General features: G+C 72.9%; 11 protein-coding genes. 8 read left to right on the top strand and 3 right to left on the bottom strand.

The features are described 5' to 3' along the window. Positions 1-38: 38 nt before the first annotated feature. The 4 genes from ACVCAG_RS28070 (at position 39) to ACVCAG_RS28055 (ending at position 3,257) form a co-directional block, all read left to right on the top strand. Entirely contained in the window at positions 39-1,496 is a 1,458-nt protein-coding gene (locus tag ACVCAG_RS28070; RefSeq protein WP_447190561.1) for a S8/S53 family peptidase, read from the top strand. 66 nt (positions 1,497-1,562) lie between these two features. Next, entirely contained in the window at positions 1,563-2,141 is a 579-nt protein-coding gene (locus tag ACVCAG_RS28065; protein WP_440086120.1) for a sigma-70 family RNA polymerase sigma factor, read from the top strand. After that, positions 2,138-2,572 (top strand): hypothetical protein, encoded by a 435-nt coding sequence (locus tag ACVCAG_RS28060; RefSeq protein WP_440086121.1) that lies wholly within the window; start codon positions 2,138-2,140, stop codon positions 2,570-2,572. The genes ACVCAG_RS28065 and ACVCAG_RS28060 overlap by 4 nt, the downstream gene beginning before the upstream one ends. Positions 2,573-2,666: 94 nt before the next feature. Beyond that, a complete protein-coding gene (locus ACVCAG_RS28055; RefSeq protein WP_447190560.1) occupies positions 2,667-3,257 on the top strand; it encodes a hemerythrin domain-containing protein in 591 nt (196 codons plus the stop codon). A gap of 62 nt (positions 3,258-3,319) precedes the next feature. Here the strand turns inward: ACVCAG_RS28055 and ACVCAG_RS28050 are convergent, their stop codons facing one another. Continuing rightward, on the bottom strand, positions 3,320-4,330 hold the full coding sequence (locus tag ACVCAG_RS28050; protein WP_447190559.1) for an iron-containing redox enzyme family protein: 1,011 nt from the start codon (positions 4,328-4,330) through the stop codon (positions 3,320-3,322). Between the two features lie 649 nt (positions 4,331-4,979). Here ACVCAG_RS28050 and ACVCAG_RS28045 point away from each other — a divergent pair. Continuing rightward, positions 4,980-5,942 carry a GAF domain-containing protein gene (locus ACVCAG_RS28045; RefSeq protein WP_447190558.1) on the top strand — a complete coding sequence of 321 codons (963 nt, stop codon included), beginning with the start codon at positions 4,980-4,982 and terminating at the stop codon, positions 5,940-5,942. Positions 5,943-6,098: 156 nt separating this feature from the next. On the opposite strand, the gene ACVCAG_RS28040 is transcribed toward ACVCAG_RS28045, so the two are convergent. After that, complete coding sequence (locus tag ACVCAG_RS28040; protein WP_447190557.1) at positions 6,099-11,531, bottom strand: amino acid adenylation domain-containing protein; 5,433 nt, start codon at positions 11,529-11,531, stop codon at positions 6,099-6,101. 366 nt (positions 11,532-11,897) lie between these two features. Between ACVCAG_RS28040 and ACVCAG_RS28035 the strand changes: the two genes are divergently transcribed. The 3 genes from ACVCAG_RS28035 (at position 11,898) to ACVCAG_RS28025 (ending at position 14,073) form a co-directional block, all read left to right on the top strand. Then, positions 11,898-12,353, top strand: a complete 456-nt coding sequence (locus ACVCAG_RS28035) for a hypothetical protein (protein ID WP_440086126.1) — start codon at positions 11,898-11,900, stop codon at positions 12,351-12,353. Between the two features lie 86 nt (positions 12,354-12,439). Beyond that, positions 12,440-12,910: a MarR family transcriptional regulator gene (locus ACVCAG_RS28030; protein WP_440086127.1), complete on the top strand. Its 471-nt coding sequence runs from the start codon at positions 12,440-12,442 to the stop codon at positions 12,908-12,910. Positions 12,911-13,095: 185 nt separating this feature from the next. Beyond that, a complete protein-coding gene (locus tag ACVCAG_RS28025) occupies positions 13,096-14,073 on the top strand; it encodes an NAD-dependent epimerase/dehydratase family protein (protein WP_440086128.1) in 978 nt (325 codons plus the stop codon). Positions 14,074-14,160: 87 nt separating this feature from the next. Here the strand turns inward: ACVCAG_RS28025 and ACVCAG_RS28020 are convergent, their stop codons facing one another. After that, on the bottom strand, positions 14,161-14,520 hold the full coding sequence (locus tag ACVCAG_RS28020; protein WP_440086129.1) for a DUF3140 domain-containing protein: 360 nt from the start codon (positions 14,518-14,520) through the stop codon (positions 14,161-14,163). Positions 14,521-14,652: the final 132 nt, after the last annotated feature.

Here is a 14,652-nt window from a genome sequence, read left to right as displayed (position 1 = left end):
GGCGACGTCAGGACATCTCCGAGACGAGGACGGCGAATATGACGAGTGCGGTACCAGACAGATTCCAGGAACAGTTCGACCAGATCCAGGCCGCCATGGGCGACGAGATCGTGCTCGCGGCGGGTTTCGAGGGTCCGGAGCGCATGTTCCTCTACGAGAAGGGCTACGTCCTCGCCCGCGCCGACGACGCCGACGAGGTCGCCTCGGTGGTCAGGGACGCGTTCGTCCGGGATCGCGGCGGCGACCAGACCGAGAACGTGCGGGTGGAACGGGACGACAGCCCGGGCGGCGTGCTCAGGATCAGGGTCGGGGAACCGGACAGGAGCGAACGTTCCGGCGACCGGGACGTGTCGGACGCCCTGAGGGCCGTCGAGGGCCTGGAGCGTGACAACAGCCGTCGCATGGTGTCCAGGAACCACATCGTGTCCATCGCGGTGAACTGCTGCCCCGGCGACGAGCCGGTGCCGGTGCCCCGGTCCCAGCCGCCCAACCCGGCGGTGGCCGAGTTCTCCGGCCGGGGAGACGTGCCGGTGTCCGTCCTCGTGGTCGACACCGGGCTGGTGGAGAACTACAAGTCGCACCCGTGGATGCACCGCGTCGAGGGCGTGGGCAAGGAGGTCGAGCTCGACAAGGAGGGCGTCCTCAAGCAGTACGTCGGGCACGGCACCTTCATCGCCGGGCTGGTCAGCGCCGTCGCGCCCGGCACCGACGTCACGGTGCACGGGACGCTCGTCAACGCGGGCGCCATCAGCGAGAAGGTCCTGGGTGACAAGCTGCTCGGCGGGATGCTGCCCGAGGGGAGGTGGCCCGACATCATCAACCTGTCCGCGGGGACGCCGAGCACGTGCTCGGAAACGCTCCTGGGGCTCGAACGCTTCATGGACGCGCTGATGGAGCACCCCGAGACGCTGCTCGTGGCGGCCGCGGGGAACAACGGCAACGACGTGAGGTTCTGGCCCGCGGCCTACGCCGACCACCCCGGCTACGCCGGTGCCGTCGTGTCGGTGGGGGCGCTGAGGAAGGACGGCGCGGACCGCGCCTGCTTCAGCAACCACGGGCCGTGGGTGACGACGTACGCGCCCGGTGAGCGTCTGGTGAGCGCCTTCACCGCGGTGGACCCCACCCCCGCGGTGTACGACTACCAGCACTCCACCTTCCCCCGCTGCCGGTACGACCACTGGTACGACTGCACCTGCCGGTTCCCCCCGCACCGGGGCGAGCTCAGCGAGAACGCGAAGGCGTCGCCGGCCGCGCTTCCCGAGCGCGTCGTGTTCGACGGCCTGGCGGAGTGGAGCGGCACCTCCTTCTCCACGCCCCTGGTGGTGGGCATGATCGCCGACTACATGATGCGGCACGAGGGGACCGGTTCCCGGGAGGCCGCCAGAAGGCTCCTGGACGAGACCCCCGTCGGCATCCTGCAGAGCATCCCCGTCCCGGCTCTCATCCCCTCCACCTGGAAATCGGCGAGCGTGCGAAGTGTTCCGGCCGGGCACTGAAAACCACTGCGGGCGGATCGGCCCTCCGGCGTACGATGACAGTCCCGAAAGCAAGGGGACCTCACCGTGGATCGAGACTCGATCGGCATCCTCTTCCGCGCCGCGGTGGACACCGACGACGCCGCGGCGTGGAAATCCCTGGTCGAAGGTCTCAGCCCCCTCGTGTGGTCCGTCGTGCGCGCCCACGGGCTGAGAGACGCGGACGCGCAGGAGGTCTACCAGACGACCTGGTTCCGGCTCGCGCAGAACCTCACGCGGATCCGTGAGCCGGACAGGGTCGGCGCGTGGCTGGCCAGTACGGCGCGCAACGAGTGCATCAAGGTGATCAGGGCCGCCCGGCGGGTCTCGCCGAGCGGCGACCCGGGGGTGTTCGACCGCGTCGTCGACGACCGCACCCCGGAGCAGGCGGTGATCGACTCGGAGGACGCCGCGAGGGAGCGGGAGCGGGCGCGGGCGACCTGGCAGGCCTTCCAGGAGCTCGGTGAGAGCTGCCAGCGGTTGCTGCGCCTGCTCACGGCGTCACCGCCGTCCAGCTACCAGGAGGTGTCGGCGACGCTCGGCATCGCCGTCGGGAGCATCGGGCCGATCAGGCAGCGCTGCCTGCGACGGCTGCGCGTCCTCCTGGGCAGGCGGGGTTTCCAATGAGCGACGACGAGCTGGAGGCGGAGCTGCGCCACGCCATCGAGCTGTTCGATCCCGTTCCCTCGCATCTCCTGCAGATCGCGGTCGAGGCGTACACGCTGCGCACGCTCGACGCGGAGCTGGCCGAGCTGGTCTTCGACTCGCTGAGCGGGTCCTCGCAGGTGCGGGGTGAGCGGCAGCCGCGCGTGCTGACCTTCCAGGGCGCGGGGCTCACCGTCGACCTGGAGGTCACCGTGACCGCCACCGGCGGGCGGGTGGTGGGCCAGCTGATGCCGCCGCGACGCGTGGAGGTCGAGGTCCTCGGAGGCCGGCCGGCCACCCTGACGGCCGACGACCTGGGCAGGTTCATCTACGACGATGTTCCCGCCGGGCCGTTCAGCCTCCGCTGCCGTCTCGGGGACGCGACGGTCGTCACCGAGTGGATCACCGTCTGACGGCGGCCCGCACCCGTCCGCGTCCCGCGACGTCCCCCGGGTTTCGGTGCCCAGGTGGGGGTAATCCGACCTGGTAGACGACACAGGGGGACTCATGAGTGACCGCCAGGCCGTGCCCGAGTCGATGGGCGAGAACGACGTCGTGGACCTGCTGGTACGCCAGCACGCGATGATCAGGGATCTGTTCGACGAGGTCGAGGAATCCCCCGTGGGGGCACAACGGACCGAGGCCTTCGAGCGCCTCGTGCGGATGCTGGCGGTGCACGAGACCGCCGAGGAGGAGGTCGTGCACCCCTACGCGCGTCTCAAGATCGAGGATGGGGACGAGGTGGTCGGCGACCGCCTCGCGGAGGAGAGGGAGGCGAAGCAGCTGCTCGCCGACCTGGAGAGGCTGGGCGCCGACCATCCCGACTTCTCCGGGCATCTCCAGGTGCTGCGGGCGGCGGTGCTGGCCCACGCCCAAGCCGAGGAACGCCACGAGTTCGCCCGGTTGCGCGCCCGGACGAGCGTGGCCGAGCGCCGGGCGATGGCGGCCGGGGTGAAGGCGGCCGAGGCGCTGGCCCCGACCCACCCGCACCCGGGCACGGAGTCGATGGTCATGAACCTGCTGTTCGGGCCGCCTCTGGCGATCGTGGACCGGACGCGCGACGCGATCCGCCAGGCCATGCGGGGGCACGGCGGCTGAGGTACGCCGCTCTCATCGGTGGCGGCCGCCGGACGAGGCCGGGTGGCGGGGGGCGGGGTCGGTCACGACCTCGTCGCCGCGCCCGCCTCCCGCAGCGAGGAGGTGCCGCGACGCCAGTGGCTCATGACGTGCTCGGCGAAGAGCCGGTCCAGGGTCAGGGCGCAGGCCGCGCCGTACAGGACGTCGCCGGCCCGCGAGGGGTACTGCGTCGCGAAGCCGCCGCACATGTCGTCGGCGGCGATCTGCTCGTGGGCTGCGTCGGCGCGCACGTGCTCGTCGTAGAAACGCCGCGCCGCCTCGTCGCCGCCCAGCCTGCGCAGGCCCAGGGAGTAGCGGTGGTTGAGCGCCGAGGAGGTCATCTCGACCGCCGCCAGGTGGCCCAGCAACGCTCCGAGGTGGCGCCGGTGCAGCCCGAACAGCGACATGGCGTTGGAGACGGCCAGCGTGATCGCCGGGACCCGGTCGAGATGGGCGCCGTAGGAGTCGTCCATGTCCAGCCCGCGCATGGTGGTCCTGAACAGCTCCGAGCGCATCCGCTCGGCCCTCCCGCCGCCGTACGCGTCGGCCTGGATCTCCACCAGCGCGGCCTTGGGACGGCCGCTCAGCCGGGGAATCGCCAGGGTGTGCGGGTCGGCCTCCCTGAGATGGTGGATCGACCGGTGCGCGACGAACTCGCGGAACTGCTCCAGGTCGGCCTGCCGCTGGAGGAACCCCGCCAGGTCGGGCCCGTCGACGGCGGCGGCCACCAGCTCGGCCAGGGCCTGGCGCGTCTGCTCGGGCCGCGAGCCCGGCGGGTACTGTACGGCCCGCGCCAGCCCCTCCTCGAACCGCGCCTCCAGGATCTCCCGCACCTCCAGCAGGGAGGGATTCCACTCCCACCGGTCGTCCACACCGTCGAAGCCCCGGTAGTGCAGCTCGTAGCAGACGAAGAGGGCCAGCTGTACGTCCTCGTCCACGAGGACCGGGCCCGCGAAACGCGCCGGGAACGACAGGAGCGGGAGCGAGAGGAGACCGAAGCGGTGCGGCGGGCGTACCAGCCGTTCGAAGAGCAGGGAGGTGATCGGGCCGCGCACGGCGGGCAGCGCCGGAGCCCCGCCGGGAACCCCCGGATCCCGCGGGTTCGGGAGGTTCCGCTTCGAGCGCGGCGAAGGCGACGGGGACGGCGGGAACTTCGAGGGCGCCGGAGAACGTGACGGGCCGGAGGACCTCGGGGGCCCCGGCGTGCGCGACCGGGTCGGAGACTCCGGGGGAGCCGGGAGGCGCGACGATCCGGAGGCCTCGGATCGCCCCCGCGTGCGCGGCCGTAACGAGGACTCCGAGGGGGCCGGGAGGCTCGGGGGCCCGGGGAGACCGGGAGCCGTCAGGGGTCCGCTCGCGACCGCGGGGGGATCCTTCACCGTGGTGCCGTCGTCGTGGACGTCGGCGGTACGCCGCCCGTAGTGAGCGGACGCGTCGAACCCGCGCGCCATGCGTCCCCCCGTTCGATGACCCCTAGACCGGTCCGATGCCCGCCCCGGAGCCCGCGAAACGCCCCCAAGATCGCTGCTTCCATCCGATGAACTGCAGAAATAACGAAATATGCGAGTACTCCGGTAGCTCGGGCGGCACTTCGGTCGTCCGGATCGGGCCGGTACCGCGTTCCTCGGGACGGGCACGCGCCCGGCGCTCGGCGGGACGCGGCATCGATTCGGGATGTTTGGCATGACCGTTTACGGTCATCCCATGGAGAACCTCGACGTCCCGCGGTTCCCGCCCGTCCCCCTACCGGAAGCGGTCCTGGTGTCTGCCTCTCCATCCGCGTCGGCGTCCGCCGGCCCGTCCGCCGTCGCGAACGGCGGACCGCCCCCGGCCGTGCCCGCCTCCGGAGACGAAGCGGAGACCGCGCGACCGGCTCCCGGTGACGACGCCGAAACCGGGCGGCTGGCCGCGCTGCGGCGGTACGAGATCCTCGGCGCCTCCCCGGACGGAACCTTCGACCAGATCGCCAAGCTGGCCGCGGCCGTGTTCGACGCCCCCATCGCCACGGTCGGCGTCGTCGACACCGACCGGGTGTGGTTCGCCGCCACCCACGGGCTGGACGGGATGGAACAGGTCGGCGTCGAGCCCGGCCTGTGCGCCTCGGCGGTGCTGGCGGACGGCCCGTACGTCGTGAAGGACGCGGCGGCCGACCCGCGTACCCTCGATCACCCGCTGGTCCGCGGGGAGCTGGGGCTGCGGTTCTACGCGGCCGCCCCGATCGTCACCGCCGAGGGGCATCGGCTGGGCACCGTGAACGTCATCGACCGGCGCCCGCGGGAGGTCACCGCCACGCAGACGGCGGTGCTGACCGGGCTCGCCGCGCTGGTCGCCCGGCACCTGGACCTGCGCCTGGCGACCATCCACGCCGTACGCGCCGAGCGGCTGCTGCGCGAGGAGGCCGACGAGCGCGGCACCGTGACCGCCGCGCTCGCCGAGCGGCTGCGCCAGGTCGCCGCCGCGGAACGCGAGACGGGCCACCCCGCGCTGTGCCAGCTCGGCGGCTCGGGACGGCAGTGCGCGGAACCCGCCGAGCTCAAGATCGCCGACGGCTGGGGCGACTCGGCGTGGGCCTGCACCGCGCACGCGGAGGAGGCCCTCTTCGTGGCCGCGGTGTTCATCGCCAACAAGGACCTCGGCGGCCTGAACGCCTATCTCGAACGCCCCTGACCGGCGGCGCTCCCGGCGACCCCGAGCGCGCTCCCGGGAGCGCGGTCAGGCGCGGGCCTTGGGACGACCAGCGCGTCAGGCGCGGACGTTGAAGGAACCGCGCGTCAGGCGCGGGGCGTCGAGGAAGCGGTCAGGCGGGGTCGTCGAGGAGGGCGGTCAGGCGTTCGCCCTGGCGCGGCGGGCCTCGATCGCCTCCAGTCCCACCTGGTCGTCGGGGAGGGCGTCGGGCATCTCGGTGTCGAGCCCCACCAGCCTCCTGACCCGCAGCGACCCGGCGACGACCAGCACCATCCCGAGAGCGCAGACCAGGTAGAGCAGCCCGATGCCCCGGCCGGGTCCCACCCCGATCACCGCGCCGACCGTCGAGGCGAGAGGGCCGCCGGGGACGAGCAGCGGGTCGAGCAGGGCGGTGCCCAGCGGGGCCACCAGCCCCATGCCGATCGGCAGGGTCGACCAGGCGACCAGGGTGTTCAGTGCGAAGACCCGGCCGTGGTAGCGGTACGGCACCTTGATCTGGACGATCGTGGTGTAGATCGAGTTCATCACGGTGAGGAAGAAGGTCAGCGCGAACGCGCCGATCCCGATCGTCACCAGCGACGGGCCGAGGCCGACGATCACGCTTCCCGCGGCCATGGCCAGCGTGGCGGCCAGGACACCGCGGAAGCGCCGCTTGGGCGGCCCGCCCCACAGCGCCATGGTGAGCCCGCCGAGCAGCACGCCGAGGCCGCTCACCACCGAGATGCGGCTGACGTCGGCGAGGGTCGCGAAGGAGAGCACCAGCGGGGACACCAGCAGCATGAGCGGCGACAGGAAGACGTTGAGCACCGCGAAGAAGGCGAGCATCGAGCGCAGGCCCCGCTCGTTCCAGGTGTAGCCGAACCCCTTGGCGATCTCGGTGGTCAGCGGCTCCCTCGGCCGCCACGGCAGCGTGTCGGGGAAGCGGACGAGGAGCACGACGACGATCGCGAAGACGTAGCTGGCCACGTCGATGGCGACGATGCCGCCCAGCCCGATCCAGGCCAGCAGACCGGCGGCGATCAGCGGTACGACCAGCTGTGCCACGCCGCCCGCCATCTGGGTGACCCCGATCGCGTGGCCGAGGTAGTGCTTGGGGACGAGCTGCGGGACCGCGGAGTTGTAGGCCAGCCGCTGGAAACTGCTCGCGACCGACAACGAGATGATCAGCAGGTAGATGTGCCAGAGCCGGAGGTCGCCGAACAGGATGATCCCGGCGAGTACCGCCTGGATGGCGGCCGAGGCGCAGTCGGCCAGCAGGATCACCCGGCGCCGGTCTCCCCGGTCCACAATCGCACCGGCCAGCGGCGAGATCAGCAGCCCCGCGAGGTTGAGCACGGCCAGGATCGAGAACTGCGTCACCGAGCCCGAGTCGACCAGCACCGTGAGCGGCAGCGCCCACCCGACGAGCGCGGAACCGATCATGGATATCTGCTGGCCCGCGGAGAAGGTGAGGAAGCGCGCCATGCTGGGCCGCACGACGTCCTTCGCGTCCTTCGCGTCCTCTGCGTCCGAGGTCCTGGCGACCCCGTGGACCCACCAGGTGTCGTCGGGACCGCGTTCCGGTGGCGCGTCCAGCCGGTCGTGGATCTGCAGGATCCCGGCCAGTTCCTCGGCCCGGTAGCGGAGGAAGAAGTGCCCGCCCTCGTCGAGGACGACCAGGGCGGCGGTGTCGGCGATGAAGTGCCACTCCCTGAACCGCTCCTCGTAGAAGTCGGTCGCCGGGTCGCGCTCGCCGATCACCGAGACGACCGGGGCGCGCAGCCGGACGCGGTCGGGGGTGTCGAACAGGTCGGTGAAGTACTTCTCGGCCGCCTTGCCGTCGTGGCGCATCGTGCGGACGATCCGGTCGGCCACCCCCGGGTCGAGCTCCTCCAGGTCGACGCCTCGCGCCTTGAGCCAGTTGATGTCGCCCTGGCTGCGGCGCAGGCTCTCGAACTCCCCGATGCGCGACAGGGTCCGCATCAGGCCCCGGGGACGGGCGAAGGGGAAGATCGCCCCGATGTAGACGGCCTCGACCTCGCGGCCCGCCGCCTCCACGCGCCTGGCCAGCTCGGTGGCGAGGCCCGCGCCGACCCCGCAGTGGCCGTAGATCACGACCGGCCCCTCGACGGTCCGCAGGCTCTCCTCGGTGCAGCGCCTGGCGACCTCGTCGAACTCCTCGGGCTCCTCGTCCAGCCCGACGTCGTTGCCCGGGATGGCGACGGCGTAGAGCGCCTGGTCCTCGGGGAGCGCGTCGGCGAGCGGCTGGTAGACGATCGCGCTGCCCGAGCCGTACGGGACGCAGACGTAGCTGCGCGTCACGGTACGGCGGGGAGTGAGCCGCTGGAGCAGCGGGCGGACCCCTCCGCCGCCGGGGCCGCCGACGAACCCGGCCAGCTCCCGCACGGTGCGGAAGGAGAACAGGTCCACCAGGCCGACCTGCAAACCGCCCTCGGGCAGGGCCCTGCGCAGCTTGGCCACGACCTGGATGGCCAGCAGGGAGTTGCCGCCCAGGTCGAAGAAGTCGTCGTTCGCGCCGACGCGCTCCACCGAGAGCACCTGCTCCCAGACGGCGGCGATCGCCCGCTCGGCGTCGTTCTCGGGCTCGACGTACTCGGCGGCCCCGGGCTTCTCGGGGGCGGGCAGGGCCTTGCGGTCCAGCTTGCCGTTCGGCGTCAGCGGCAGCGCGTCCAACGTGACGAACATCGAGGGGACCATGTAGTCGGGCAGGGTGCCGCCGAGGGCGACCCGCACCCGGGCGGTCTCCGGCGGCTCGTCCGCGACGAGGTAGGCGACGAGCCGCCGGTCCCCCGGCACGTCCTCCCTCACGATCACCGCGGCGTCGCGCACCCCCGCGCGCTCCCGCAGCGCGGTCTCGATCTCTCCCAGCTCGATCCGCAGGCCGTGCAGCTTGACCTGGTCGTCCAGGCGGCCGAGGAACTCGATCGTGCCGTCGGGCAGCCACCGGGCCGCGTCGCCGGTCCGGTAGACGCGGTCGTGGCCGAGGGGGAAGAACCGCTCGGCGGTGAGCTCGGGCCTCCGGTGGTAGCCGAGGGCGACGCCGACCCCGCCGATGTGCAGCTCGCCGGGCACCCCCACCGGCACCGGGCGGCGGTGCGGGTCGAGCACGTGCAGCGCGATGTTCTGGATCGGCGCGCCGATCGGCACGCTCGTCCTGCCCGCGAGCGCCTCGGCGGTGCAGTGCCAGGAGGAGACGTCGACGGCGGCCTCGGTGGGACCGTAGAGGTTGTGCAGCTCGGCGCCCGGCAGGATCGCGAGGCAGCGCAGGGCCAGGTCGACCGGGAGTTCCTCCCCGCTGCAGATGACGCGCCGCAGCGAGGTCAGGTCCCGTACGCCGTCCTCCGACAGGAAGATCCCGAGCATCGAGGGGACGAAGTGCGTCGTGGTGACGCCCTCCGAGGCCACCAGCTCGCGCAGGTAGGCCGGGTCGCGGTGCCCGCCCGGCTCGGCCAGCACCATCCTGGCGCCCGTCATGAGCGGCCAGAAGAACTCCCAGACCGACACGTCGAAGCCGGCGGGCGTCTTCTGCAGGACGACGTCGTCCGGCGTCAGGCCGTAGCGCTTCTGCATCCAGTCGAGGCGGTTGACGATGCCGCGGTGGCTGTTCGGCACGCCCTTCGGCCTGCCCGTCGAGCCGGAGGTGTAGATCATGTACGCCGCCGCGCCCGGCTCCACCGCGCCACCCGCGCCCGGTTCGCCCGCACCACCCGGAGCGGCGCCGGCGCCGGCGTCCCCGGTGGCGGTCCAGACGGCGGGATCGTCCAGGGCGAGGACGGTGGCGCCGTGCCCGGCCAGCCGGTCCGCCAGGTGCCGCTGGGTCAGCACCACGGCGGCGCCCGCGTCGGAGAGCATGAAGGCGAGCCGGTCGGCGGGGTAGTCGGGGTCGAGCGGCACGTAGGCCGCTCCCGTCTTGAGCACGCCCAGCAGCCCGGTGACCAGCTCCGCCGACCGCTCCGCGCAGACCGCGACCAGCGATCCCGGTCCTGCCCCCGAGCCGCGCAGCACGCGGGCCACCCCGGCGGCCCGCTCGTCGAGCTCCCGGTAGGTCAGCGACTCGCCCCCGAAGGTGACCGCGGGAGCGTCGGGGCTCCGCGCCACCTGGGCCTCGACGAGGCCGTGCAGCGTCGCGTCGGCGGGGAAGTCGGCCGCCGTGGCGTTCCACTCCTCGGTGAGGAGACGGTGCTCGGCCTCCCCGAGCAGCTCCAGCTCGCTCACCGGGACGCCGGGGCGGGCGACGGCGTCCCGCAGGAGGTTCTCCAGGTGCCCGGCCATCCGCTCGACGGTCGCGGCGTCGAACAGCGCGGTCCGGTAGGTGAAGGTGGCGGTCATGCCGCCGTCGGCGGTGGGGACGAGGTAGAGCTCGATGTCGTGGCGCGCCGAGCCCGGCGCCATCGCGAAGTCCTCGGCCGCCAGGTCACCGGCGGCTCCCGCGGCGACGGCGAAGTCGTGCATGGAGAAGAGCGCGTCGGCCAGCGGCTGCCTGCTCGGGTCGCGGGGCACGTCGAGCGCGTCGACCAGTCGCGTGAAGGGCAGTTCCTGGTGGTCGAGGGCGTCGATGACCACGTCGCGGGTGCGGGTGACGAGCTCGGCGAAGCCGGGGTCGCCGTCGAGGCGGGCGCGGAGCACGAGGGTGTTGACGAACATGCCGACCACGTCGTCCAGCCCGTCCCTGGTCCGTCCGGCGACCGGCGTGCCGACGGCGAGGTCGTCCCGGCCGCTGTAGCGGGCGAGCAGCACCTGGAAGGCGGCGAGCAGGGTCATGAAGCGGGTCGCGCCGCGTTCCGCGCCCAGCCCGGTCAGGGCGGTGACCAGCTCGGGGTCGAGCCGGTGGACGTGGGAGGCGCCGTCGAAGGTCAGCCGGGGCGGGCGCGGCCGGTCCGAGGGCAGCTCGGCGCGGGGCAGCCCGGCCAGTTCCCCGCGCCAGAACGCCAGCTCGCGCTCGAACGACCGCTCGCGCTGCCAGAGCGCGAAGTCCCCGTACCGGACGGCGGGCGCGGCGGGGGCGTCTCCCCGGTACAGCGCGAGGAGGTCGGCGAAGAGCAGCTGGGTCGACTGCCCGTCGGCGGCGATGTGGTGGACGAACAGCGCCAGGACGTGCTCGTCGTCGGCGATCCTGATCAGGGTGGCGCGCAGCAGCGGCCCCTCGGCCAGATCCAGCGGCTCGGCGCTCTCCGCGCCGATCAGCTCGGCGGCCTCCGCGTCCGTGGCGGCCTCGGCCAGGCGCAGCGGCACCGGCGCGGTGGGAACGACGTGGACCGCGGGCCGCCCGTCCTCCGTCGCGGGGAAGCGGTGGCGCAGGCTCTCGTGCCGGTCCGTCAGCGTGGCCAGCAGGTCGCGCAGCCGGTCGACGTCGAGCGGGCCGCGCAGCCGCACCGCGACCGGGAGGGTGTACGTGGAGGTGCCCGGGGTGAAGTGCTCCATGAACCACAGGGGCTCCTGGACCGGGGAGAGCGGGGGATGCGTGCCCTCGGGCCTGCGCGGGATCTCGGGGCGCCCGGTGTCGACGGCCCCGCCCCGGAGCCTGCGCCTGAGCAGATCCCGCCTGGCATCGGACAGATCGGCGACGGACATGGCCTCATCCCCCTGTGACGATGTCTCCACGGGTACGCCGGGACGGCGCGGCGCCGGGGTACGGGGGGCGCGGCGCGCTCACGATGAATCCACGGAAACCATCGGATGCGCACCCCAGTGTGCGCAGAACAGGAAAGAAGGTATCCCAAAAAGATCCGCGACTCCATCAAGGTCCACTGGCCACTTCCGGCAGCGGGAAAGGGGTGGCGGTCCTCACCGCGAGCCGGCGGGACCACCGGGGAGGCGCCGGGGAAACGCCGGGAAGTGCCGAGGAAGGGCCGGGGAAACGCCGGGGAAAACACGGCGCCCGGCGCGTGGGAGCGGGGGAAGCACCGGTCTCCCGGTACGGGAAGGTACGGTCGGTTCATGTCCGAGCGCAGCATGCCGCATGACCTCGCCGCCTGGGCGTGCCCCCACGGGCAGGACGCTCGCCGGGGTTGCACGACCTGCTACGAGGAGTCGAGCGACCCCGACACGTCGAATCCCTTCTGGGAGGTCGCCGCGTGGTTCACCACCTCGCGGCCGATCCCGATCAGGACGCTCCAGGACGCGCACCACCACGGCCGCCATTTCGCCCTTGACCAGCCGTCCACACCACTGGTCTACCTGCTCACCGGCCGCGCCCGCGCGGAAGACAGCGTGCAGGCGATCGCGGGCGTCGTCGGCTTCCTGCTGCACAACCGGCACGTGGTGGCCGACTTCACCGTGACCGAGACCCGTGCCACCCGCCGCTCGCCCGGCACTCCCGCCGCGCCCAACGCGACCCGCCAGACCGACAAGTGGCTCCAGGACCAGCGCCGCCCCGACGGCCGCGCACGGTGAGAGCTCCGCGCCGCGGATGACAGGGTGCGGCGGCGGTCCCTAAGCTCGACAACACCATTGTCGGGACAGCGAGCCGGGAGGCGATCGTGACGGCGGACCCTCCGGGCTTCGAGCTGCCGCTCCGCCTCTTCCTCGGCTTCCGGGTGCTCATCGACGAGCTCCACGCGGAGCTCGCCCGCCAGGGGCACCCTGACATGCGGCCGATGCACGGCTTCGTCCTGCAGGCGATCGGCCCCGAGGGCACCACGGCCGTGGAACTCGGCCGGCGGCTGGGCGTCTCCAAGCAGGCGGCGGGCAAGACGGTCGACGCCCTGGAGCAGCTGGGCTACGTCGAGCGCGGCTCCGACCCCGGCGACGCCCGCCGCAAGATCGTGCGGCTCACCGAGCGGGGCGTCGACAGCCTCGTCCGGTCGGCGCGCATCTTCGACGACCTGCGCGCGGGCTGGGCGAGGACCCTCGGCGAGGACCGGCTGCGCGCCCTGGAGTCCGACCTGCGCGCCGTGACCCCGCAGGACGTCTTCCGCCTGGACGTCCCCGGCTGGTTCGGCGGCCACTGAACGTTCACGGGAACGGCCCGCGCGAAGCACTCCGTCCGGACGGGAGCCCGGTGAGCGGGACCTCGCCGAAGGGAACGTCACCGGGTGCAACCGCCCTCATCCGGGTGGCGGCGGATAAAGAGCCCGGCTCTCGGGAGCGCGTACCGCGACGTGGGCGCCCCGCCCGGTTGGGGACAATGGCGGGTATGCGAATCCTGATCGTCGGCGGCACCCGGTTCGTCGGCCGGCACATCACCGGGGCCGCGCTCGCGGCCGGACACGAGGTCTCCCTGCTGCACCGCGGCCGGTCCGGCCCCGGGCTGTTCCCCGAGGCCGAGCACCTGACGGCCGACCGCGACGCCGACCTGTCCGTGCTGCACGACCGGCGGTGGGACGCGACGATCGACGTCAGCGCGTACTTCCCGTCGCAGGTGACCTCGCTCTCCGGCGCGCTCTCCACCGGCCAGTACGCCTTCGTCTCCAGCACCGCGGTCTACCGGACGCCCGAGGCGCGGGGCTTCACCGAGGACTCGCCGCTGGCGGAGATCGACGGGCCGGTCCCCGAGACGGTGACGAGCGAGACGTACGGGCCGCTGAAGGTGCTGTGCGAGCGGGCCGCGGCGGAGGCGTTCGGCTTCCCGACGCTGATCGTGCGGCCCACGTACGTCATCGGCCCGCACGACCACACCGGCCGCTTCACCTACTGGGTCAACCGGATCGCGCGGGGCGGCGAGGTCCTCGCGCCCGGCGACCCCGGCGACCCCATCCAGGTGATCGACGCCCGCGACCTGGCCGTCTGGATCGTCTCCATGGTCGAGGGGACGCGTCCGGGCACCTTCCACACGGTCAGCCCTCCCCCGCCGTTCTCCTTCGGCGACATGCTGGAGGCGATCGCGGCCGAGGTCGGGCCGCCGGGAACGACCCTGACCTGGGTCGGGCAGGACTTCCTGCTCGCCCAGGGCGAGACCGGCCGGTCGCTGCCCCTGTGGTCCGAGGGCGACCCGTGGATGTCGGTCAACACCGCCGACCCCGCCGCCGCCCGCGCCGCGGGGCTCGATCCGCGGCCCCTGGGGCGGTCGATCCGCGAGATCCGCGAGGCGGAGTCGTCCTTCTCGACGGACGCCGCCATCACCCCCGCCAGGGAGGCCGAGCTGCTGTCCCGCTGGTCCGCGCGCGGCGCCTAGTACCGGTTTCCGGCTACCGGCCGTCGGGCTCTCGACCGTTCGGCCACGGCCGCCGGTTGGACGACGGCCGCCGGTTTCCGGCCGGGGTCAGCCCCCCAGCCGTGACGGCCTCAGCGGGTTGTGCCCGACCTCCAGCAGCGCCCGCCGCCGGTCGTCGTCGTCATCGTCGACCGCTCCCTCGGCCAGCGTGTCCTCGACGCGGTCGACGGCCTGCCGCATCGTCTCGACGTCGTCGGCGGTCAGGTCCGCCTTCCGCTTGCCGAGAACCTGGAGCACCTGGCGCCCGAGCGGCGGCATGGCCGCCTCGGGGTTCACCACGTCGGCCCCGTCCGCCGACGCGGAGGCCGAGGCCAGCAGGAAAGCCCTCAGCTCCTCCGACGTCATGTTCACGACCTCGTGGAACTCCTGCCACACCAGGTCGAGGATCAGATCCGATTCGTCGGCCATCGCGTTCTCCTCTCACGCCGGGCCGGTACGGCCACGCCCCGGACACGAACCGGCCACCGGCGGGTCGGAGCTCCCACTGGCGGGAGTGCGCACGGCGGCGGGCGCACGGCCCGCCCTACCCCCGCTTCCACA

It is taken from the genome of Streptosporangium sp. G12, assembly GCF_052983175.1.
This window is presented reverse-complemented; position numbering and strand designations above follow the sequence as displayed.